This window comes from Streptomyces sp. NPDC047971 (assembly GCF_040653355.1).
Classification (GTDB): Bacteria; Actinomycetota; Actinomycetes; order Streptomycetales; family Streptomycetaceae; genus Streptomyces.
In genome coordinates this window covers 88,090-109,399 of the sequence record NZ_JBEZNW010000025.1, presented here as the reverse complement: position 1 = coordinate 109,399, position 21,310 = coordinate 88,090, and the positions used below count along the sequence as shown (strand labels likewise).

The window sequence follows — 21,310 nt, the reverse complement described above, 5'->3', positions numbered from 1 at the left end:
CCTAGGACGCCTCGGTCCTGGCGCGGCGGATGTAGTACCAGGCCATGTTGGAGGAGAGGCCGGCCAGGAGCACCCACACGACGCCGAGCCAGCTGCCCGAGACGAAGGAGACGACGGCCGCGACGACGGCGAGGGCGCAGACGGCGAGGGCGTAGAGAGCGAGGCGGGGCATGGGGGTCGGCTCCTGTCCGGGTACGGCTGATGGTGCCCGTCCAGTGTCCCCCATGCCCCCGACCGCTCGGGCGCCGGTCAGACGTCGGTGACGCGCAGGCCCGCGTGGGCCTTGTAACGGCGGTTGACCGAGATCAGGTTGGCGACCAGCGACTCGACCTGGTGCGCGTTGCGCAGCCGGCCGGCGAAGACGCCGCGCATCCCGGGGATGCGGCCGGCGAGCGCCTGGACGATCTCGACGTCGGCCCGCTCCTCGCCGAGCACCATCACGTCCGTGTCGATCTCGTCGATCGAGGCGTCCTGGAGCAGGACGGCGGAGAGGTGGTGGAAGGCTGCGGCGACCCGGGACTCGGGCAGCAGGGCGGCGGCCTGCTCGGCCGCGGAGCCCTCCTCGGGCTTGAGCGCGTAGGCGCCCTTCTTGTCGAAGCCGAGCGGGTTGACGCAGTCGACGACGAGCTTGCCGGCGAGTTCCGCGCGCAGCGACTCCAGCGTCCTGGCGTGCCCGTCCCACGGAACGGCGACGATCACGATGTCGCTGCGGCGGGCGCACTCGGCGTTGTCGGCGCCCTCGACGCCGAGGCCCAGCTCGTCGGCGGCGGTCCGCGCGCGCTCGGCGGCGCGGGAGCCGATGATCACCTTCTGGCCGGCCTTCGCGAGCCGGTAGGCGAGACCGCGGCCCTGGTCGCCGGTGCCGCCGAGCACGCCGACGACGAGGCCGGAGACGTCGGGGAGGTCCCAGGGGTCCTTGGGAGCGAGGGCAGGAGTGGAGGAAGTCATGGCCTCGACATTACTGGCCGGTCGTGAGGCTGTGTCTCCCGTACGGGTGGTTCCTCGGCGACCGGCCGCCGCGCGGGCCACGGCTGCGGCAGGATGCGGCGCCATGGATGCCGTACGGGTCGCGTTGCTGCGGGAAGTGCTGGCCGGGACCGAGTGGCCGGCGGCGGCCCGGGGCTTCGCCGGTTCGCTCCGGTCCTCCGTCGTGCCCCGTGGGGGCGGGCTGCTCCTGGTGGGGACGGCGGACCACGAGCCCTGGCACCTGGCGGCGCACCTCGTGGACGAGGCGACCTGGTCGGGGCAGCCGGAGCTGGCGCCGACGCTGGTGCGCCACCGGGTACGGCCGGGTGACCCCGCGCACCTGGCGGTGGGTCTCGGCCGTCTGGAGGCGGCGCGGCGCGGGGCGACGCTGCTCGTGGTGGCGCCGGAGCGGCCGGACGCGGAGGTGTTGGAGCGGGTCCACGACGCCCGCAGGGCGGGGGCGACGGTGCTCTCCCTGGACGCCGGCGATCCGGAGGTCCGCGGCCTGGCGCACGAGACGCTGACGGTGGCCCCGGACGCGGAGGTCGATCTGGACACGGTGCAGCATCTGGTGAGCGCGGCGGCCGGCGAGAACAGCCTGCCGGCCCCTCGCGGTCGCCGCCGCTTCCGTGACCGGCTGTCCCGCCTGGCCGACCACTTGACGTCGCCTCCGCCACCGGGCTGGTAGCGGTCGCGCAGCCCCCGCCCGGCTCAGCCCCGAGGCTCCCCGTCCCGCCCGCCCCCGGGCCGCCGACGGCGGCGGAGATCCGGCGACCGCACGGCGCGGCGACGGCGCGGGCCGCCCGTGTGTCCCTCCGGGCCGCCCGATCCGCCACGGGCGGGCGTGTCGCGCACCGAGGTCCCGCACGATCCGCGCGCGGCCGCCCCGGCCGCCGTAATTCGGTTGCCGTGCGAAAGGCCGGCGACGGAGCATGGCGCCTCGTGACCTCGAAGCTCTCCGCCGTGCTGCCCGATCTGACGCCGTGGCGGTCCTCCCGCGACTTCCGGCTGCTCTGGGTCCAGGGGCTCGTCGCCTTCTTCTCCAGCGCCGTGGCGATGATCGCCCTGCCGCTGCAGATCAAGGACCTGACCGGGTCGCCGCTCGCCGTCGGCGCGATGGGAGCGGTCGAGCTCGTCCCGCTGGTCGTCTTCGGGCTCTACGGCGGCGCGCTCGCCGACGCCGTCGACCGGCGCAAGGTGCTCGTCGCCACGGAGGCCGGGCTCGGGCTGCTGGCCCTGCTCCTGCTGCTCAACTCGCTCCTGCCCGAGCCGATGCTCTGGCCGCTGTACGTCGTCGCCGCCGGCGTCTCCGCGCTCGCCGGGCTGCAGCGCCCCGCGCTGGACTCGCTGCTCGCCCGGATCGTGCCGCACGACCAGCAGACCGCCGCCGCCGCGCTCAACTCGCTGCGCTGGCAGATGGGCACCATCGCCGGTCCCGCCCTCGCGGGCCTCCTCGTGGCGTACGCCGGTCACGCCCCCGCGTACGGCGTGACGATCGTCGGCTTCCTCGTCTCCGTGCTCCTGTGCCTGCGGCTCTCCCCCGCGCCGCCCGCGCACGACGCGGACAGACCGTCGCTCCGCGGGATCGTCGAGGGCGCGCGGTACGCCTGGTCACGGCCGGTGCTGCTGGGCACGTACGTGATCGACCTCGCCGCGATGTTCTTCGCCTTCCCGAACACGATCTTCCCGTTCCTCGCGGACGAGCTGGACGCGCAGTGGTCGCTGGGCCTGATGTACGCGGCGGGCTCGGTCGGCTCGCTCGTCCTCGGCGTGACCAGCGGCTGGACCTCGCGGATCCGCAGGCACGGACTTCTGGTGGTGTGCGGGGCGACGGCGTGGGGGCTGGCGATCGCGGCGGCGGGCTGGTTCTCGAACATCTGGCTCGTGCTGCTGTGCCTGGCGTTCGCGGGCGCCGGCGACATGGCGAGCGGCCTGGGCCGCGCCACGATCTGGAACCAGACGATCCCGGAGGAGCTGCGCGGCCGGCTCGCCGGGATCGAGGTCCTCTCCTACAGCGTCGGCCCGCAGCTGGGCCAGGTCCGGGCGGGCGCCATGGCCGGCTGGACGGGGACGCGGACGGCGGTCTGGTCCGGCGGCGTGGCCTGCGTGGCGTCGGTGGGCCTGCTCTGCCTGACGCTGCCGAAGCTCCTCACGTACGACTCCGACACGGACGAGGACGCGCTGCGCCACAAGGCGGCGCAGGAGGAGCGGGAGGCCCGGGAGGCGGGCGACGCGCGGGGCGCGCGCGAGGCCGGGACCGGGGCCCCGGCCTGACGGGCCCGGGCCGGCGGGGGCGGCTCCGCGGCCGGGCCCCTGCCCCGGCCGCGCGCCCTGAAGCGCCCGGCCGGACGGACACGCCCTAGCCCGGCGGCTCCTCCTGCTTCGGGGCGTCGTGCCACTTCGGGTCCGTCTCCCACTGCTCGTTGCGCTCCCGCGCGGTCTCCATCGCGTGGGACGCCTCCTCACGCGTGCCGTACGGTCCGAAGCGGTTCTTCGACGGGCACTCCGGGCCCTCCTCGACCTTCTTGTGCTCCAGGCAGTAGTACCACTCGCCCGGTTTGCCCACCGTGCGCTTCTTGAACAGGGCCATCGTCGGCTCCTTCCTCTGAGGCCATGCTGCCCCACACGCGGTCGTTAGACTCGCTGACATGTCTGGCCAGTCGCTGCTCGTACCGGGGGAGATCTCCCCCCACCGCTCCGTTCCGGGAGCCATCCGTCGTCCCGAGTACGTCGGGAAGCCCGCACCCACCCCGTACACGGGGCCCGAGGTGCAGGACTCCGACACCGTCGAGCGGATGCGGATCGCCGGCCGCATCGCCGCACAGGCGATGGAGGAGGCCGCCAAGCACATCGCGCCGGGAGTCACCACGGACGAGCTGGACCGGGTCGCGCACGAGTTCATGTGCGACCACGGGGCGTACCCCTCCACCCTCGGCTACCGCGGCTTCCCGAAGTCGCTCTGTTCCTCGGTCAACGAGGTCATCTGCCACGGCATCCCCGACTCCACCGTCCTCAACGACGGCGACATCGTGAACCTGGACGTCACGGCGTACATCAACGGGGTCCACGGCGACAACAACGCCACCTACCTCTGCGGTGACGTGGACGAGGAGTCGCGGCTGCTCGTCGAGCGCACCCGCGAGTCGCTCGACCGGGCCATCAAGGCGGTCAAGCCGGGCCGCCAGATCAACATCATCGGCCGGGTCATCGAGTCGTACGCCAAGCGCTTCGGCTACGGCGTCGTCCGGGACTTCACCGGGCACGGCATCAACTCGTCCTTCCACTCCGGGCTGATCGTCCCGCACTACGACTCCCCGCACGCCACCACGGTCATCCAGCCCGGCATGACGTTCACGATCGAGCCGATGCTGACGCTGGGCACGCACGAGTACGACATGTGGGAGGACGGCTGGACGGTCGTGACCAAGGACCGCAAGCGGACGGCCCAGTTCGAGCACACGCTGGTCGTCACGGAGACCGGGGCCGAAATCCTTACGTTGCCCTGAGCCCGCAGCGGGGTAGCTTTTTACCGACAGGTCGTCGGGAACCAGTTGACTTAGGTAAGCCTAAGTAGCAGTATCGCATCAGGTTCCCGTCCCCATCGGTCCCGGAGGCACGCCTTGGACACGCCCTTCTCGACGCTCATCCGTACGGCCTCGCACGAGCAGCACACCGAGGCCGAGACGTCGACCTTCATGAGCGACCTCCTCGGGGGACGGCTCGCCGTGGACGCGTACACGCGGTACACGGAGCAGCTCTGGTTCGTGTACCGCGCGCTGGAGGACGGTGCCGAGGCGCTGAGGAGCGACCCGGTCGCCGGGCCCTTCATACAGCCGGAGCTGTTCCGCACCACCGCGCTGGAGCAGGACCTCGCCCATCTCCGGGGCCCGGAGTGGCGCGCCGGGGTGGCGCCCCTGCCCGCGACCGTCGCGTACGCCGCCCGTGTGGCGGAGTGCGCGCGGGAGTGGCCGGCGGGATATGTGGCGCACCACTACACGCGCTACCTGGGCGACCTCTCCGGCGGCCAGATCATCCGCGACAAGGCGGAGCGCACATGGGGCTTCGCGCGCAAGGGTGACGGCGTCCGCTTCTACGTCTTCGACGAGATCACGAACCCGGCGGCCTTCAAGCGGGGCTACCGGGAGCTGCTCGACGCGGTGAACGCCGACGATCTGGAGAAGCAGCGGATCATCGACGAGTGCAAGCGCGCGTTCGACTTCAACGGCGCGGTGTTCCGGGAGCTGGGAAGCGAGTTCCCGCTCAGCGCGTGAGGACCGGGCGCGGACGCACGCGCGCGTCGGCGCCAGGGCGTCGGCGGGCGCGCGTGAGCGTCAGAGCGGGAGGGTGAGGGTCCGCTCCAGGCGGACCCGTCCGCCCAGCTCGATCACGCCGTCGGGGCCGGGGGCCGTCAGGATCTGCGACCCTCGGCCCTGAGTGATGTTCAGGGCCCGGCCCAGCTCTGCCGTGAGGAGCAGGGCGGCCGCGCCGGTCGCCTCGTCCTCGTCGATGCCGTCGCCCCGGCCGGGGAACCCCCGGGCCCGGACGCGCCCGGCGGCCTCGTCCTCCCAGGCCCAGGCGTAGACCCAGTCTCCCGGCTCGGGCACGTCCAGCGCGTCGACCTCCTCGGCGGACGCGTACCGCCGCAGGGTGCGCGGCGGGGCCCATTCCGCACGGGCCTCGATCCAGGTGAACTCGCCGTCCCCGCGCACCCACACCTCACCCGCGGGCGGACGGACGACCTCCACGTCGAGCAGCCAGGCCGTCCCCACCAGCGGATGGCCGGCGAACGGCAGCCGTACCCCCGGTGTGTAGATGTCGACGTTCCCGCGCTCCGGGTCGTCCACGAACACGGTCTCGCTGAAGCCCAGCTCCTTGGCGAGCGCCTGCCTGGACGCCTCGTCGGGATGCGTGCGTCCGTCGCGGACGACACCCAGGGCGTTGCCGTACCGGCCGTCGCCCGCGCAGAAGACGCGCAGGACGTCGATGTCGGTGGCGCTACTCGTCACGGTCGTGTGCATGGCGGAATTGAAGCATCCAGGCGTCCCCCTCCGCCGCTCCACCCGGAATCGGTGCCTCTCCCGGCACGGACGCGTACCTCGTGCGCGGGCTGGTGACGCGGCAGGGCCGCACCGCCGTTTCCGGGGGGTGCGGCCCTGCCTGTGGGGGGGTGGCGGTCCTTCGGGGGTGGGGCTCAGGACTCCGTCGTACGGCGACGGACCGCGAAGACGACGGCGGCGCCCGCGAGGGCCGTGGCGCCTGCCGTGCCGAGCAGGGCACCGGTCGGGACGCCCGCGCCCGTGGCCGCGAGGGAGCCGGAGCCGCCGACCGAGCCGCCGACCGTGCCGCCGCCGGTGGTGGTGGACGAGCCGCCCGTGGTGGAGCCACCGCCCGAGGTGCCCCCGCTCGTGGTGCTCGGCAGGGCGGTGTCCTTGTCGACGGTGAGGGCGACGGTCACGGGGTCGATGGCGGTGCCGGGCTGGTAGAACGCCTGGCCGCCCGGGCCCGCGAACTGGGCCGCGCCGTCCTTCGTCAGCTTGGCCGGGATGTTCGCGAGGGTGACGACACCGTTCTTCGCCGTGTAGTCGGCCTTCGACAGGTCGAGGTCGGCGAAGACGACGTCGTTCTTCTTGCCGGTGGCGGTGGCGACGTCCGCGACGAGCGTGCCGTTCGAGCCCTTGGCCTTCACCTTCACGTCGCTGATGGCCCAGTCGATGGTGTGGGCCGCGCATGCGAAGCGGACGGTGCCGCCGAAGCCCGCGTCGGCCTTGCGGGCGTTCGCGTCCCACTGGGCCGAGCCGAAGGCGAAGTCGTAGACCGCGCCGTTCTTCTTCTCTTCTTCGCCCCGCCGCTCGCCGTGGCCGTGCCGCCGCAGGTGTCGACGACGTACTTCCGCCAGGACTCCTTCACACCCCAGGTGAGCTTGCCGTTCTGGACCGACGGCGTGCCCGTGGTCGGCTTGCCCGTGGGCGCGGGGGCGGTGGGGGCGGTGGTCGGGGGCGCCGTGGTCTTCGTGGCGGTCGGGGTCGGCTTCGGCGTGGTGGTCTTGGTCGGGGTGGGGCTCGGGCTCGGGGACGTCGTGGCGGCCTTCACCGTCAGCGTCGCCGCGTCGAGCGCGTCGCCCTCCTTGTAGAAGCCGGCGAACGCCTCCGCGCCGCCCTTGGTCAGCTTCGCCGGTATGTCCTTGAAGACCATCGCGCCGCCGGCGCTCTGGCCCGGCCGCACTCCGGTCATGTCGAGCGCCGCCACGGCGACGTCGTCGCGCGTGACGAACTGGCCGTCCTTGCCCTTGGTGACGACATCGGCGGTGATCTCGCCGGTCGGGGCGGCCGTGCCCTTGGTGGTCAGCTTCACGTCGGAGAGCGTGATGTCGAGGACGCCGCCGTGGGCCTCGAAGTGCACGCTGCCCTTGAAGGCGTTGGCGGTGGCGTGCGTCCCGGTGTCGTACGTACCGGTGCCGTCCACGAAGGTGAACACGCCGTTGTCCGCCGCCTGCTTCGCGCCGCCGCCGAGCGTGGTCTTCCCCTGTGCCATCGGCGAGGCGAGGTACTTGCGGAAGGACTCCTTGAAGCCCCAGTCCAGCGTGCCGTCCTTCAGCTGCAGCGCGGGAGCGGCGGCGGCCGCTGCGTCCGCGCCGTCGGCCGCGAGGGCGGGCAGGGCGAAGACGCTCGCGCCGAGGGCGGCCGCGGTGGCGGCGGCGAGGACGACGGGGCGTCGGGTGGCGGTGGGCATGGTGGATGGTCTCCCTACGGGGGTGGGAATCGGGGGTCGAGCCGGAGAGGGTGGTGCCGACGGAGGCTTCGCTCCCGGCACCGGGCTCATGTGGAGGAGCCTGCGGAGGAGTTCGAGTCGGTGTCGGTGGAGCCGGCCGCGGCGGTCCTGCGGCGGCGTGCGACGGCGCGGACGGCGAGGGCCGCCACCAGGAGCACGCCCGCCCCGAGGGCGAGATACGTGCCCACGCCGGTGGACTCGCCCGAAGCGGCCGTCTTCGCGGTGGAGTCCGAGGCGGAGGACGGAGCGGAGGAGGAAGCGGAGGCGGAGGGCTTCGCGTCGCTGCCGAGGTCGGGAAGTGCGGGCAGCTGCGCCTTCGCGTCGACCGCCACGGCCAGCGAGACGGGATCCATCGCGGTCCCGGCCCTGTACATCCCGCCGAACGCCTTGGCGCCGCCCTCCGTGAGGGTCGCGGGCGCCTCCGTCAGGACGGCGAGGCCGTTCTTCGGGGCGAAGTCGGCGGCCGCGAAGGTGACCAGGGGGACGGCCCTCTCGGTCTTCCCGCCGCTCGTGACATCGGCGGCGAGCGTGCCCGTACCACCGGTCACCTTGACCTCGACCGCGCCGAGGGTGAGGTCGAGATGGGTGCCGGTGAAGCGGACGGAGCCGGCGAAGGCGGCGTCGAGGGTCTTCGCGGCCGGGTCGTACGTGCCCTTGCCCTGCGGGAAGCGGAAGAGCGCGCCGCCGTCCTGGGCGCCGCCGGACAGGGCCCACCTGCCCTGGGCGATGGAGCCGGTGACGTACTCGCGGAAGGTGCGGCGCACACCCCAGTCGACGGCCGCGTCCCGGAACGATCCGGTGGCGGTGGAGGACGTGGCGGTCGGCTCGGGCGACGCGGAGGCGCTGGGCTCGGCGGCCGTCCTGACGTCGACGGTGAGGCTGATCGGGTCGAGCGGCGTCCCGGCCGTGTAGTACCCGGCGAAGGCGCGCGCGCCCTGCGAGGTCAGCGTCGTGGGGACGTTGGTCAGGGAGATCGGGCTGCCGCCGCCGCGCATGTCGATGCCGGACAGGTCGAGCGAGGCGAGCGGAACCTGCGAGGTGGTCGTGGTCCGCCCCGTGCCCTTGGCCTTGCTCGCCATGTCCGCGTAGAGCGTGCCGCGCCCGCCCTCGATGCGGACGCGGGGCCGGCTGATCCTGAGGTCCAACTCATGGGTGCCGTCGGCCTTGCGGTGGCCGAGGAAGTGCACGCCGCCGGTGAAGCCGGCTTCGAAGGAGCCGCTCGCCGGGTCGTAGGAACCCCGGGCGGAATGGAAGCGGAACTGGCTGCCGCCGACCGTGGCGGCCCCGCCGGTGAGGTTCCAACTGCCGTGCGCGATGGGGCCCGTGACATATCTCTGGAAGGAGGACTTGATTCCCCAGTCCAGTCTGCCGCCCTGCACGGCACGGCCGGCCGCATGGGCGGTGGCCGGGAGCAGCGACCCGAGGACGGCGACGAAGAGCGCGACGACGAGCGCCCGGGCGGGTCTGGACAGCAGCATGGAACCCCTCCGAGGGCTAGCAAGTGAGGTAAGGCTAACCTAAGGTATCCGGAGCCGAAACGACAGGCTGCTGCCCAGAACGAACAGGACGGTGCTTCTCCGTGCAGAGATCTCGCCTCGCGGGTGTGCTGGTATCGGCACTCGCCCTCGCCCTCACGGCGACCGGCTGCGGCGGTAGCGCCCCCGTGAAGGCCACGCCCTCGACGGGCACCACCCGGGCCGCCCCCGACCGGGTCGAACCCCTCGCGGGAACCGCCGAGTCGAAGCTGCCCGTCACCGTCGGTTCGGCGGACGGCCGCAGGGTGACCGTCGCCTCCACGGAGCGGATCGTCCCGCTCACCGGCTCGCTCAACGAGATCGTCTTCACCCTCGGTCTCGGCGGACGGGTCGTCGCGCGCGACATCACCGCCACCTTCGAACAGGCCGCGAAGCTGCCCGTGGTGACCCGTGCTCACGACGTCTCCGCCGAGAGCGTGCTCTCGCTGAAGCCGACCGTCGTCCTCGCGGACACCTCCACCGGGCCCGCCGAGGCGATCGAGCAGATCCGTGACGCGGGCATCCCGCTCGTCGTGGTGAAGCCCGCGAAGGAGCTGGCGGACATCTCCGTCCGGATCGACGCGGTCGCCGCGGCGCTCGGCGTACCGGACGCGGGGGCCGCGCTGAAGAAGCGCACCCAGGACCGGATCGACGCCGTCGGCAAGGACGTCCCGGCCCGGAAGAAGGACCGACCGCGGGTGGCCTTCCTCTACGTACGGGGCTCGGCGGCCGTCTATCTGCTGGGCGGGGCCGAGTCCGGGGCCGCGTCCCTCCTGGAGGCCGCGGGAGCCGTCGACGCGGGCAAGGAATCCGGCCTGAAGAAGGACTTCACGCCCATCACGAGCGAGGCGCTGGCCGCCGCCGCGCCCGACGCGATCCTCGTGATGAGCAAGGGACTCCAGTCCGTCGGCGGCGTCGACGGACTGGTGAAGATCCCCGGGGTGGCGGAGACACCGGCCGGGATGGACCGCAGGGTCGTCTCCATCGACGACGGCGTGCTCCTCAACTACGGCCCCCGCACCGACCAGGTGCTGCGCTCGCTGGTGACCCAGCTGTACGGGGCGGCCGAGTGACCGCCGTCGACGACTCGGTGACCCCGGGCGGGATGTCGCCGTCCCCCGCGAAGGAGCCGTCCCCGACCGGACCGGACCCCTCCCGCCCGCGCGGCAGGGACACGGGGGCGGCCGAGACACCGGAGCGGTCCCCGGGAGCCCCGCGCCGGGGCGCCGCCGCCACGCTGACGCTCGCCCTCCTCGCCGCGCTGGTCCTCCTCGCCCTGCTCTCCGCCGGCATCGGGGCGTACGAGATCCCGCTCGGCGACGTACTGGCCTCCGTCCAGCACCGTCTCGGACTCGGCGGCCACGCCCTGGAGCGCTCGGCGGAGAGCGTCCTGTGGAACATCCGGCTGCCCCGGGTCGTCCTCGCGATCCTCGTGGGCGCCTCGCTCGGCTGCGCGGGCGCCCTGATGCAGGGCGTGTTCGGCAACCCGCTCGCCGAGCCCGGGGTCATCGGCATCTCGGCCGGCGCGGCCGTGGGCGCGGTCGGGGCGATCGCGCTCGGCCTCACCTTCCTCGGGAACTGGACGGTCACCTTCTGCGCGTTCGTGGCCGGCCTCGTGACCGTCCTCCTCGTGTACGCGATGTCCCGATCGGGCGGTCGCACGGAGGTGGTGACGCTGATCCTCACCGGCATCGCGGTGAACGCCTTCGCGGGCGCCCTGATCGGTCTGTTCATCTTCTTCGCGGACAACGCGCAGATCACCCAGATCACGTTCTGGCAGCTCGGCTCGCTCGCCCAGGCCACCTGGCCGAAGGTCCTCGCCGTCCTGCCGTGCGCGCTGGCCGGGCTCGCCGTCGCCCCGCTCCACGCCCGCAAGCTGGACCTGCTCGCGCTCGGCGAGCGGCCCGCGCGGCACCTGGGCGTGGACGTGGAGCGGCTGCGGATCGTCCTGATCCTCGTCGTGGCGCTGCTGACCGCAGCGGCGGTCGCGGTGGCGGGCATCATCACGTTCGTCGGCCTGCTCGTCCCGCACCTGCTGCGGATGGCGTGCGGTCCTGGCCACCGCTTCCTGGTGCCGGGCAGCGCGCTCGGCGGAGCGGTGGTCCTCGCCGCCGGCGACCTGGCGGCCCGCACGGTCGCGGCCCCGGCCGAACTCCCCCTGGGCGTCCTGACCGCCCTCTTCGGCAGCCCGTTCTTCTTCTGGCTGCTGCGCAGGACCCGTCGCAGGCAAGGTGGTTGGGCATGATCCGCGGTCTTCTCCCCCGTCGTACGCGGGAACTGCCCGCTCCTCCCGTGCCCGGCGAGACCGTCGCCGAGGCGCGGACGCTCCGGGTCGGGCTCGGCGGGCGCGAGGTGCTGGGCGGGGTCGACGCCGTCGTACGGGCCGGTGAGGTGCTGGCGCTGGTCGGGCCCAACGGGGCCGGAAAGTCGACCCTGCTGGCCGCGCTCGCCGCCGACCTTCCGCCGTCGGGCGGGGAGGTGTCGATCTGCGGGCGGCCCGCCGCCGCGTGGTCGGCGCCCGAACTCGCCCTGCGCCGGGCCGTACTGCCGCAGGCGGCCGCGCTCGCGTTCCCCTTCCCGGTCGGGGAGGTGGTCCGGATGGGCCGCGCACCGTGGGCGGGGACGCGGCACGAGGAGGAGGACGAGGCCGCCGTCGCCGCGGCCATGGTGGCCACCGAGGTGGAGGACTTCGCCGACCGCCCCTTCTCGGCGCTCTCCGGCGGTGAGCGCACCCGGGTCGCCCTGGCCCGGGTCCTCGCCCAGCGCACCCCGCTGCTGCTGCTGGACGAGCCGACGGCCGCGCTCGACCTGCGCCACCAGGAACTGGTGCTGCGGGTCTGCCGCGAGCGCGCGGCCGCCGGGGTCGCCGTCGTGGTCGTGCTGCACGACCTCGGTCTCGCCGCCGCGCACGCGGACCGTGTCGGCGTGCTGCACGCCGGACGGATCGCCGCCGAGGGACCGCCCGCCGAGGTCTTCGAGGAGGAGTTGCTGAGCCGGGTGTACCGGCAGCCGGTGGAGGTGCTGCCGCACCCTCGGTCCGGCGTTCCGCTGGTCGTCCCGCGCCGCTCCCCGCTCACCGTCGAAGCGGACGGAGGGAGTTCTCCGGCCGACGGCTGACCCGTCCGGGGGGCTCCCGCCGGGGAACCGGTACGGAACGGCCCGCGAGGAAGCCGTCGGCCGCCCGCCCGGTCCGACGGTTCTTCAGGTCACGGTGTGGGCGCGCTATCCGGTCCCGGCACTCGCACGGCTCCCGACCCCGGTAGGGTCAGGTCCGTTCCGTGCCGGTGAAAAGCAGAAGGCGATCGATGAGAAGGCTGAGGCGACCGTCGAGGGCACTCGTGGCGACGACGGCGGCGACCGTGATGGCGCTGACGGCAAGCGGCTGCGTGACGGTGCACGGTGAGCGGGAACTGCTGCCGGCGGCGACGAAGAGCGAGGCCGAACAGGCCCTCAAGGACTTCACCGTCGCCTTCAACAAGGCGGACAAGGCGTACGATCCGGCGCTCGACGCCGGCCGCGTCACGGGACCGCTCGGCGCGATCAACCAGGCCGGTCTGAAGTCCCGTTCGATCACCAGTCCCCAGGGAAACCCCGACCACCGGCCGCTTGAGCTGACGGACGCGAAGTTCGTGCTGCCGAAGAAGGCCGGCTGGCCGCGCTGGTTCGTCGTGGACACCGACTCCAATCGGGACACCGACCAGGGCAGCGGCGACAACCGCTGGCTCCTCGTCTTCGTGCGCAACGGCTCCGAGCAGCTGTGGGAGGCCGCGTACCTGGCGATCCTGACCCCGGACGAGGTCCCGGCGTTCAAGACGGACGGCGGGTACGCGGTGCCGGTCGCCGCGGACTCCGCCGAGCTGGCGGTGGCGCCCGAGGACCTGGGCCGGAGCTATGTCTCGATGCTGGGCGGCGGGGAGCAGGGCCAGTTCGTGGCGGGGCCGCACACCACCGAGTGGCGGGACCAGCGGAAGAAGGCCGCGAAGCGGGCGGGCATGGCGACGCAGTACATCGACCAGGTCACCGACGCCGGGGACTTCGCGCCGCTGGGTCTCGCGACCGAGGACGGCGGGGCGTTGGTCTTCTTCGCGACGCGCTACTTCGAGCGGCAGACGGCTGCGCAGGGCTACCGGCCGAAGGTCACTCCCGACGTCAAGGCGCTGCTGACCGGCGAGGTGAAGAACACGGTCACCAAGGAGTGGGTGTCGAGCCAGGCCGTCCTGGTGAAGCCGACGGGCGCGACGCAGGACGGGGTCACGATCGCGGGCCGGCTGCAGGGTGTGACGGGGGCGAAGGGTTCGTAGCCGTCGCCGGGTCCCTCAGCGGCGGCCTAGGGGCCAGGCCACCTCGTGCCCGGTGTGCTGCTCGCCCTGCTCGGCGGCGTGCCGGGCGCAGGCGTCGGTGAGGGTCTCCAGCAGGTTCAGCGGGTCGGGCAGGGCGTGCTCGGGGCCGCGGACCCAGCCGAGGGCCGGCTGCTCGTCCTCGTCACCGATGAGCCGGGCCGGCGGGACGAGGACGTAGCTGCCGCGGCAGTGCCAGCGCAGCCCCGGATGCTCGTCCATGGTCTCGGGATGGCAGTCCAGCTCGCACGGCCACCACTCGTCCTCGTCCTCGGGGGTGCCGCGGGTGGCGGTGAAGAAGAGCATCCGGCCGCCGTCGCCCGCGCTCTCGGCGGATTCGGCGACCGGGCCGACCTCGACGCCCTGGGCCAGCAGCCGCTCCAGGGCGGCGCGGCCGGCCTGGAGGGGGACGTCGAGGACGTCGTGGACCATGCCGGTGGCGGTGATGAAGTTGGCCTCGGGCTCACCCAGCGCCCAGCGCTCGATCTGGGCGCGGTCGGTGGTCGACTGGGTCTGCCAGGCGAAGGAGACCGGGTGCCGGGCGGGGGTCGGGCAGCCGATGCGTTCGCAGGAACAGCGGTAGCCGACGGGGTACGCGGCGGGGGCGAGGGGCAGACCTGCGGCAGCGGCGTCCAGGAGCAGCTTCACTCGGTGGTTCTCGTCGTCCGCCGCCGTGCGCTTGGGACGCCTGCGCAGCCACTGCGCGAGTTTGCCCTCCGTGCCGCGGTAGCGGCCGATACCGTCGCCCATCTATCCCCTCACACCTGCGCTAGCCCTTGTGCTCGCCCGTTCGGCTTCGCCCATCGTCGCATCTTCCGCCGACTCAGGTGACCGGAGTCCCCAACCGGGGTACCTGACGGGGTTACGCCCTGGGCGCGAGCCCGCGCAGCGCGTAGTCGACGAGGGTGTCGGCGTAGGCGTGGGTGAGCGGCAGCGTGCGGTGCAGCCAGCGGTGGTTCAGAGGGCCGACGAGGAGTTCGAGGGCGATCCGGGGGTCGACGTCGGGGTCGATGTCCCCGGCGGCCTGGGCTGCCTGGATGCGGCGTACGTAGTACTGGAGCTGCGGTTCCAGGAGCCGTTCCACGAACTGCGCGCCGAGTTCGGCGTTGACGATGCCCTCCGCGGCGAGGGCGCGGGAGGGGGCGTCGTACGTCGGATCGTTCAGCTCGTCGACGGTGGCGCGCAGCACGTACTTCAGGTCGGCGGCGAGGTCTCCGGTGTCGGGGATCTCACTCTCCCCCTCCCCGCCGTGGGCGTCGTCGTGCCGAGCCGCCTCGTGGGCCTGCGCCGCGAGGTCGAGGAAGGCGTCGAGCAGGACGGCGGCCTTGGAGGGCCACCAGCGGTAGATGGTCTGCTTGCCGACGCCGGCGCGGGCGGCGATGCCCTCGATGGTGGTCTTGGTGTAGCCGGCCTCGGAGACGAGGGCGAGGGCGGCGTCGAAGATCGCTCGACGGGAGCGTTCGCTGCGGCGGGAGGCGTCGGGGGCCTTGGTGTCGGACATGGGTCCAATCTAGCAGCTGGCGAGACGTGTCGTCTCGTCACGCGATGTTCCCCCGAACCACCCGAACGGTCCACTGCGCACAGCCGGTGGAAGGCGGACCATGGGCTCCGTCCGACCATCTCACTTCTTCCGTGAGGAGCCCTCATTGCGCCTGACTCCGCGCGAGGCCTCGCCCCGCCGTTATCTGATGTGCCCACCCACGCACTTCAAGGTGACGTACTCCATCAACCCCTGGATGGACCCCACCAAACCGGTCGACCTGCCGCTCGCCCTCGCACAGTGGGAGGACCTGCAGGCCCGCTACGTCTCGCTCGGCCACACCGTCGAGCTGCTCGACCCGGACCCCGGGCTGCCGGACATGGTCTTCGCCGCGAACGGCGCGACCGTGGTGGACGGACGGGTGCTGGGCGCGAAGTTCGCCTATCCGGAACGTACGGACGAGGCGGCGGCGCACCGGGACTGGTTCAGCAGGAACGGTTACCCGGAGGTGTGGGTGCCGGAGCACGTGAACGAGGGCGAGGGCGACTTCGCGGTGACCTCGTCGTGGATCCTGGCGGGCCGGGGCTTCCGCTCCAGTCCGCTCGCACACCACGAGGCGCAGGAGTTCTTCGGGCGCCCGGTCATCGGCCTGGAGCTGGTCGACCCGCGCTACTACCACCTGGACACGGCGCTGAGCGTCCTGGACGCGGAGGGCGACGAGGTCATGTACTACCCCGGCGCCTTCTCCGCCGGCAGCAGGGCCGTGCTCGCCCGCCTCTTCCCCGACGCCCTGCTGGCGACGGAGGCGGACGCGGCGGCGCTGGGCCTGAACGCGGTGAGCGACGGCCGCAACGTGCTGCTGCCGCAGGCGGCGGTGGGACTCTTCGCCCCGCTCCGTGAGCGGGGCTTCGAGCCCCTGGGGATGGACCTGTCGGAGCTCCTCAAGGGCGGGGGCAGCGTGAAGTGCTGCACGCAGGAGCTGCGCTCCTGACACCACGGGGCGACGCCCCGTCCCCGTGCGGGCGGGGTGTCACCCCGTCCGCACGGCCCGGCGAACGGGCCGCACGCGGGCAGGCCCCGGCGGCGCGGGGTCGGTCCGTCGGGGCACTCGTCGGCGCTACTCCGGGGGCCAGGCGTCGCCCCACTCGGCGTCCCGCGCGGCCTTGTAGAGCGTCCCGTGGCGCTTGGTCACCGTCGCGCGGGTGAGGCCCGTCTCCTCGGCCCCGCAGAGCTCCAGCAGGACCTGGCCCTTGCGGATCTGGGGCTTCCGGGTCACCCGGGACACCACCGGCGTCACCGGGAACCTGGTCGCCACGACATAGCTGAACTTCTCGTCCTCGTACGGCAGCGATCCGCCCTTCACCCGCCTGTGCAGGGACGACCTGCTCACCCGTGCGGCGAAGTGGCACCAGTCCGCGCCCGGCTCGATGGGGCACGCGCCGCTATGCGGGCACGGCGCGGCCACGGTGAGACCGGCCCCGACGAGAAGGGAGCGGGCCGCGATGATCCGCTCGTAGCCGTCGGGGGTGCCGGGCTCGACGATCACGACGGCCCGCGCCACCCGGGCGGCCTCGGTCACGACGGCCTCGCGGTCGGCCTCGGTCAATTCCTTCAGGACGTACGAGACCGTGACGATGTCCGTCTCGTCGAGCGTCAGCTCCCCGCTGATCCGGGCCCGCCGCCACTCCGCGTCGAACACCCCGGCGGCGAGTTCCCTGCCGAGCGCGAGCGCGGGCTCCGCCCAGTCCAGGACCGTCGTGCGCGGGGGACTGTCCCACGCCTCCGCGACGGCCCAGCTCGCCGCGCCCGTGCCGCCGCCGATGTCGGTGTGCGTCGCGGGCTCCCACGCGGGGGCCGCGTCCCGCAGCGCGTCGAGCGCCGACCGCACCGCCTCGAAGGTCGCCGGCATCCGGTACGCGGCGTACGCGGCGACGTCGGAGCGGTCGCGGAGCACGGGGGCGTCGGTCGGGGTGGTCCCCCGGTAGTTGGCGATCAGCCGGTCGACGGCCTGAGCCGCCTGACGCGGCGGCAGCCCGTCGAGAAGCCCGGCGAGGGCGACGCGCAGCGTGTCACCGGAGGCGTGGGAGGGGGAGGCGTTCACCTCCACATGTTAGGCGGCCGGCCGAGCCCCCGAGACAGCGCGGCGAGGGGGCGGTCCCGGCGCGGTGCCTCAGTCCTCCTGCGGTCGCGGCTTCCGCCACGGGCGGCACAGCGCCAGGAAGCAGCAGAGCGCCGCGGTCGCGCAGACCAACTGCACCACCGCCATCGGGACGGCCGTCGTCTCCCCCGCGATGCCGACGAGCGGCGAGGCGATCGCGCCGATGAGGAAGGACGACGTGCCGAGCAGCGCGGACGCGGAGCCCGCCGCGTGCGGGGTCCGCATCAGCGCCTGCGCGTTCGTGTTCGGCATCGCCAGACCCATCGCCGACATCAGGACGAAGAGGCCCGCGGCGACCGGGACGAGACCCACCTTCCCGAACAGGCCGCTCGTCATGAGCACCAGCGCCACCGAGGCCAGCAGGATCACGCTCAGCCCCCAGCCCAGCGCCTTGTCCAGGCTGACGCGTCCGACGAGCAGCTTGCCGTTGATCTGGCCGACGACGACGAGACCGATGGAGTTGAGGCCGAAGAGGAGACTGAAGGTCTGCGGCGAGGCGCCGTAGATCTCCTGGACGACGAACGGGGACGCCGAGATGTAGGCGAAGAGCGCGGCGAACGCGAGACCGCCGGCCAGCATGTAGCCGGTGAAGACCCGGTCCGCGAGCAGCCCGCGCATGGTCCGCAGCGCCTCGCCGACCCCGCCCGCGTGCCGCCGCTCGGGCGGCAGGGTCTCGGCGAGGAACCGCCACACCACCACGGTGAGCAGGACGCCGATGACGGTGAGGACGTAGAAGACCCCTCGCCAGTCGGTGATCCTCAGGATCTGGCCGCCGATGAGCGGGGCGATGATCGGGGCGGCGCCGGAGATCAGCATCAGGGTGGAGAAGAACCGCGCCATCTCGACGCCGTCGTAGAGGTCGCGGACGACCGCCCGGGCGATCACGATTCCGGCCGCGCCCGCCAGGCCCTGGAGCAGCCGGAAGGCGATGAGGAGTTCCGCGGAGGGCGCGAGCGCGCAGACCGCGGTGGCGGCGACGTACACGATCATGCCGATGAGCAGGGGCCGCCGGCGTCCCCACTTGTCGCTCATGGGTCCGACGACGAGCTGCCCGAGCGCCATGCCGGCGAGGCAGGCGGTCAGCGTCAGCTGGACGGTCGCGGCGGGCGAGCGCAGCGACTCGGTGACCTCCGGCAGAGCCGGCAGATACATGTCCATCGAGAGCGGGGGGAGGGCCGTGAGTCCACCGAGGACCAGGGTGACGAGCAGCCCCGCGCGCCGGGCCGCGACGACCGGCCCCTCGACTATGTGATCTTTCGTGCTGGTCCGGCCGCTCTCCGGCATCGACTGCTCCATTTCGTTGAAACTTTCCCTATGCTCTCAGCTCGTCCGGGATGGTCGAGACCTTTTGGGGTGGGGTATGGCAATGTCCGGCAGGACCGTGCGATGGGGTGTACTGGCGACCGGCGGGATCGCGGAGCGGTTCGCCACCGATCTGGCCACGATGCCGGACGCGGAGGTCGTGGCCGTGGCCTCGCGTACGGAGGAGTCGGCGAAGGCTTTCGCCGACCGGTTCGGGATACCGCGGGCGTACGGGGAGTGGGCCGCGCTCACCGCCGACCCGGAGGTCGACGTCGTGTACGTGGCGACCCCGCACCACGCCCACCGCGCCGCCGCGGGTCTCGCCCTGGAGGCGGGCAAGGCGGTCCTCTGCGAGAAGGCGTTCACGCTCAACGCGGGCGAGGCGCGGGAGTTGGTCGCCCTCGCCCGGGACCGCGGCCTCTTCCTGATGGAGGCGATGTGGATGTACTGCAATCCGCTGATCCGGCGCCTCGGGGAGCTGGTCGCGGACGGGGCGATCGGTGAGGTCAGGACCGTCCAGGCGGACTTCGGTCTCGCGGGCCCGTTCGCCGCGGACCATCGACTGCGGGATCCGGCGGTGGGCGGCGGGGCGCTCCTGGACCTCGGAGTGTACCCCGTCTCCTTCGCGCAACTGCTGCTCGGCGAGCCGGACTCGGTGCAGGCGCACGCACTGCTGTCGCCCGAGGGCGTCGACCTGAACACGGGGATGCTGCTGGGCTGGGACTCCGGCGCCTCGGCGCTGCTCTCCTGCTCGCTCGTGGCGGACACCCCGCTGACCGCGTCGGTGACGGGGTCCGAGGGCCGGATCGACATTCCGCGCGGCTTCTTCTTCCTGGACCGGTTCACCCTGCACCGGGCGGGCCGGGAGCCGGAGGAGTTCGTGAACGAGGACGATCCGCACTCGCTGCGCCACGAGGCGGCGGAGGTCATGCGCTGCCTGCGGGCGGGCGAGAAGGAGTCCCCGCTCGTGCCGCTGGAGGGTTCGCTCGCGGTGATGCGGACGCTCGACGCGGTACGGGACCGCGTCGGCGTCCGCTATCCGTCGGAACGGGCCGTCACGCGGGCTTGAGGCCGGGGTCGCCCACCTCCGTGACGAAGGAGCCGGCCGTGGCGACCGGGGCGCCCGGGGTCGTCACGGCCGAGACCGTACGGAAGTCGGCGCGGGCGCCGTCCCGGCCGAGCGTGACCGTCACATAGCCGCGCCGCCCGTTGAAGAACCTCATGTGCGGGTTGGCCCGGGTCAGCGCGTCGTAGTTGGCGGGTCGGTCGGCTCCGTCCTTGCCGCTGGCGATGGAGGTGGCGACGATCTCGGTGCCGAGGGTCCGGGAGCCGGGGTCCCGGTGGTCCGCCTTGATGTCGAGTCCGTAACCGACGTGGACGTCGCCGGTGAGCACCATCAGGTTCTCCACCCCGGCCGCGGCCGCCCCGTCCAGGACGCGCTGCCGGGAGGCCGGATAGCCGTCCCAGGAGTCCATGGACAGCTTGAAGTCGGCGGTGGGCGCATTGCGGCGCTCGGCGAGGACGACCTGCTGCGGGAGGACGTTCCACAGGGCGCGCGAGTCGCGCCAGCCGTCGAGCAGCCAGCGCTCCTGCGTGGCACCGATCATGGTGCGGCGCGGGTCCTCGGACTCGGGGCCGGGTACCTGCCAGCCGTCGCCGTACGCCTGGTCGGAGCGGTACTGGCGGGTGTCGAGGACGTCGAACTGTGCCAGTCGGCCGAAGCGGAGGCGGCGGTAGAGCCGCATGTCGGCCCCTTCGGGCTGCTGGGGCCTGCGGAGCGGCTGGTTCTCCCAGTAGGCGCGGTAGGCGGCGGCGCGGCGGAGCAGGAACTCCTCCGGCGGCACGCCGTTCTCCGGGGTCCCACCCGCGTAGTTGTTCTCGGTCTCGTGGTCGTCCCAGGTGACGACGAAGGGGTGCGCGGCGTGCGCGGCCTGCAGATCGGGGTCGGACTTGTAGAGGGCGTACCGCAGCCGGTAGTCCTCCAGGGTGATCGTCTCCCGGTCGAAGACGGCGGGCAGGCGCCGGTCGGTGTAGGCGCGGGCGCCGCCGGTGGCGTTGACGGCGTACTCGTAGAGGTAGTCGCCGAGGTGGAAGACGACATCGACGTCTTCCCGGGCGAGATGCCCGTAGGCGGTGAAGTAGCCGTCGTGGTACGCCTGGCAGGAGACGGCGGCCAGGGTGAGCCCGGATATCCGGGCGCCGGGGGCGGGCGCGGTGCGGGTGCGGCCGACGGGGCTGATCCAGTCGCCCACCCGGAACCGGTAGAAATACACCCGATCATGGTCGAGGTGGTCGATCTCGACGTGCACGCTGTGCTGGAACTCGGGGTGAGCGGTGACCCTGCCGCGCCGGGCGGTGCGGGTGAAGCGCTCGTCGTGGGCGAGCTCCCAGTGGACGGTGACGCGGGAGCGGGGCAGCCCCCCGTCGGCCTCGTAGGGGCGGGGCGCGAGCCGGGTCCAGAGCAGGACGGAGCCGGGCAGGGGGTCGCCGGACGCCACCCCCAGGGTGAACGGGTTCTCGGTGACGCGGCCGGGGTTCAGCTCGGCGGCGCTCGCGGCACCGGCGGCCGGCAGACCGACCGCGAAGGCGAGCGCCGCGGCGGCCCCGGTGACCGTGAGGAAGCGACGGCGGCCGAAGTGGCGTGCCGCGGAACGCAGTTCGTCGTCATGCTGCTGAGCGTGTGTCATGTACCCCTCCCCAGGCGGATGTTGTCCGTCCGGTATTCGAGTGGGGCAGGACGACATCACGTTGTCGGGTACAGAACATCCACGTGTCGGACGGATGA

The 21,310-nt window shown here is 73.0% G+C and carries 21 protein-coding genes and 1 pseudogene; 10 read left to right on the top strand and 12 right to left on the bottom strand.

Features of this window, described 5'->3' with window-relative positions:
* Position 1: 1 nt before the first annotated feature.
* Both AB0D99_RS23205 and npdG read right to left on the bottom strand, forming a co-directional pair.
* Positions 2-226 (bottom strand): hypothetical protein, encoded by a 225-nt coding sequence (locus AB0D99_RS23205; RefSeq protein ID WP_362365255.1) that lies wholly within the window; start codon positions 224-226, stop codon positions 2-4.
* Between the two features lie 23 nt (positions 227-249).
* Positions 250-948, bottom strand: a complete 699-nt coding sequence (npdG, locus tag AB0D99_RS23200) for an NADPH-dependent F420 reductase (RefSeq protein ID WP_362365252.1) — start codon at positions 946-948, stop codon at positions 250-252.
* 103 nt (positions 949-1,051) lie between these two features.
* Between npdG and AB0D99_RS23195 the strand changes: the two genes are divergently transcribed.
* Both AB0D99_RS23195 and AB0D99_RS23190 read left to right on the top strand, forming a co-directional pair.
* On the top strand, positions 1,052-1,654 hold the full coding sequence (locus tag AB0D99_RS23195) for a hypothetical protein (protein WP_362365249.1): 603 nt from the start codon (positions 1,052-1,054) through the stop codon (positions 1,652-1,654).
* A gap of 254 nt (positions 1,655-1,908) precedes the next feature.
* Positions 1,909-3,240 carry an MFS transporter gene (locus AB0D99_RS23190; RefSeq protein ID WP_362365246.1) on the top strand — a complete coding sequence of 444 codons (1,332 nt, stop codon included), beginning with the start codon at positions 1,909-1,911 and terminating at the stop codon, positions 3,238-3,240.
* Positions 3,241-3,325: 85 nt separating this feature from the next.
* On the opposite strand, the gene AB0D99_RS23185 is transcribed toward AB0D99_RS23190, so the two are convergent.
* Positions 3,326-3,556, bottom strand: coding sequence for a hypothetical protein (locus AB0D99_RS23185; RefSeq protein WP_362365244.1), 231 nt, complete (start codon positions 3,554-3,556; stop codon positions 3,326-3,328).
* A 58-nt stretch (positions 3,557-3,614) separates the two neighbouring features.
* Here AB0D99_RS23185 and map point away from each other — a divergent pair, with 58 nt between their 5' ends.
* The gene (gene map, locus AB0D99_RS23180) at positions 3,615-4,472 is read left to right on the top strand and encodes a type I methionyl aminopeptidase (RefSeq protein ID WP_362365242.1); all 858 of its coding nucleotides are present in this window, start codon (positions 3,615-3,617) and stop codon (positions 4,470-4,472) included.
* Between the two features lie 114 nt (positions 4,473-4,586).
* Positions 4,587-5,237 carry a biliverdin-producing heme oxygenase gene (locus AB0D99_RS23175; RefSeq protein WP_362365240.1) on the top strand — a complete coding sequence of 217 codons (651 nt, stop codon included), beginning with the start codon at positions 4,587-4,589 and terminating at the stop codon, positions 5,235-5,237.
* 60 nt (positions 5,238-5,297) lie between these two features.
* Here AB0D99_RS23175 and AB0D99_RS23170 read toward each other — a convergent pair whose 3' ends face one another.
* The 4 genes and pseudogenes from AB0D99_RS23170 to AB0D99_RS23155 form a co-directional block, all read right to left on the bottom strand.
* Positions 5,298-5,984 (bottom strand): PhzF family phenazine biosynthesis protein, encoded by a 687-nt coding sequence (locus AB0D99_RS23170; RefSeq protein ID WP_362365238.1) that lies wholly within the window; start codon positions 5,982-5,984, stop codon positions 5,298-5,300.
* A 173-nt stretch (positions 5,985-6,157) separates the two neighbouring features.
* Complete coding sequence (locus AB0D99_RS23165; protein ID WP_362365289.1) at positions 6,158-6,838, bottom strand: HtaA domain-containing protein; 681 nt, start codon at positions 6,836-6,838, stop codon at positions 6,158-6,160.
* Between the two features lie 14 nt (positions 6,839-6,852).
* A pseudogene (locus tag AB0D99_RS23160) lies at positions 6,853-7,497 on the bottom strand (HtaA domain-containing protein); the annotation flags it as partial.
* A gap of 284 nt (positions 7,498-7,781) precedes the next feature.
* The gene (locus AB0D99_RS23155) at positions 7,782-9,212 is read right to left on the bottom strand and encodes an HtaA domain-containing protein (protein WP_362365236.1); all 1,431 of its coding nucleotides are present in this window, start codon (positions 9,210-9,212) and stop codon (positions 7,782-7,784) included.
* A gap of 101 nt (positions 9,213-9,313) precedes the next feature.
* Here AB0D99_RS23155 and AB0D99_RS23150 point away from each other — a divergent pair, with 101 nt between their 5' ends.
* From AB0D99_RS23150 to AB0D99_RS23135, 4 genes are all read left to right on the top strand, one after another.
* Positions 9,314-10,321 carry an ABC transporter substrate-binding protein gene (locus AB0D99_RS23150; RefSeq protein ID WP_362365233.1) on the top strand — a complete coding sequence of 336 codons (1,008 nt, stop codon included), beginning with the start codon at positions 9,314-9,316 and terminating at the stop codon, positions 10,319-10,321.
* Positions 10,318-11,493 carry an iron ABC transporter permease gene (locus tag AB0D99_RS23145; RefSeq protein ID WP_362365230.1) on the top strand — a complete coding sequence of 392 codons (1,176 nt, stop codon included), beginning with the start codon at positions 10,318-10,320 and terminating at the stop codon, positions 11,491-11,493. The genes AB0D99_RS23150 and AB0D99_RS23145 overlap by 4 nt, the downstream gene beginning before the upstream one ends.
* The gene (locus tag AB0D99_RS23140) at positions 11,490-12,365 is read left to right on the top strand and encodes a heme ABC transporter ATP-binding protein (RefSeq protein ID WP_362365227.1); all 876 of its coding nucleotides are present in this window, start codon (positions 11,490-11,492) and stop codon (positions 12,363-12,365) included. The genes AB0D99_RS23145 and AB0D99_RS23140 overlap by 4 nt, the downstream gene beginning before the upstream one ends.
* 188 nt (positions 12,366-12,553) lie before the next feature.
* A complete protein-coding gene (locus AB0D99_RS23135; RefSeq protein WP_362365224.1) occupies positions 12,554-13,549 on the top strand; it encodes a hypothetical protein in 996 nt (331 codons plus the stop codon).
* 15 nt (positions 13,550-13,564) lie between these two features.
* On the opposite strand, the gene AB0D99_RS23130 is transcribed toward AB0D99_RS23135, so the two are convergent.
* Both AB0D99_RS23130 and AB0D99_RS23125 read right to left on the bottom strand, forming a co-directional pair.
* Positions 13,565-14,335 carry a bifunctional DNA primase/polymerase gene (locus tag AB0D99_RS23130; protein WP_362365221.1) on the bottom strand — a complete coding sequence of 257 codons (771 nt, stop codon included), beginning with the start codon at positions 14,333-14,335 and terminating at the stop codon, positions 13,565-13,567.
* 112 nt (positions 14,336-14,447) lie between these two features.
* Positions 14,448-15,086 carry a TetR/AcrR family transcriptional regulator gene (locus tag AB0D99_RS23125; protein ID WP_362365218.1) on the bottom strand — a complete coding sequence of 213 codons (639 nt, stop codon included), beginning with the start codon at positions 15,084-15,086 and terminating at the stop codon, positions 14,448-14,450.
* Positions 15,087-15,273: 187 nt separating this feature from the next.
* On the opposite strand from AB0D99_RS23125, the gene ddaH reads away from it, so the two are divergent.
* Positions 15,274-16,056 (top strand): dimethylargininase, encoded by a 783-nt coding sequence (gene ddaH / locus AB0D99_RS23120; RefSeq protein ID WP_362365286.1) that lies wholly within the window; start codon positions 15,274-15,276, stop codon positions 16,054-16,056.
* 126 nt (positions 16,057-16,182) lie between these two features.
* Here ddaH and AB0D99_RS23115 read toward each other — a convergent pair whose 3' ends face one another.
* Together AB0D99_RS23115 and AB0D99_RS23110 are read right to left on the bottom strand one after the other, a co-directional pair.
* On the bottom strand, positions 16,183-17,166 hold the full coding sequence (locus AB0D99_RS23115) for a small ribosomal subunit Rsm22 family protein (RefSeq protein WP_362365215.1): 984 nt from the start codon (positions 17,164-17,166) through the stop codon (positions 16,183-16,185).
* A 69-nt stretch (positions 17,167-17,235) separates the two neighbouring features.
* A complete protein-coding gene (locus tag AB0D99_RS23110; protein ID WP_362365283.1) occupies positions 17,236-18,507 on the bottom strand; it encodes a Bcr/CflA family multidrug efflux MFS transporter in 1,272 nt (423 codons plus the stop codon).
* Between the two features lie 82 nt (positions 18,508-18,589).
* Here AB0D99_RS23110 and AB0D99_RS23105 point away from each other — a divergent pair, with 82 nt between their 5' ends.
* Complete coding sequence (locus tag AB0D99_RS23105) at positions 18,590-19,594, top strand: Gfo/Idh/MocA family oxidoreductase (RefSeq protein ID WP_362365212.1); 1,005 nt, start codon at positions 18,590-18,592, stop codon at positions 19,592-19,594.
* On the opposite strand, the gene AB0D99_RS23100 is transcribed toward AB0D99_RS23105, so the two are convergent.
* On the bottom strand, positions 19,581-21,212 hold the full coding sequence (locus AB0D99_RS23100; RefSeq protein WP_362365209.1) for an alkaline phosphatase D family protein: 1,632 nt from the start codon (positions 21,210-21,212) through the stop codon (positions 19,581-19,583). The two genes, AB0D99_RS23105 and AB0D99_RS23100, sit on opposite strands and share 14 nt — an antisense overlap.
* Positions 21,213-21,310 lie beyond the last annotated feature (98 nt).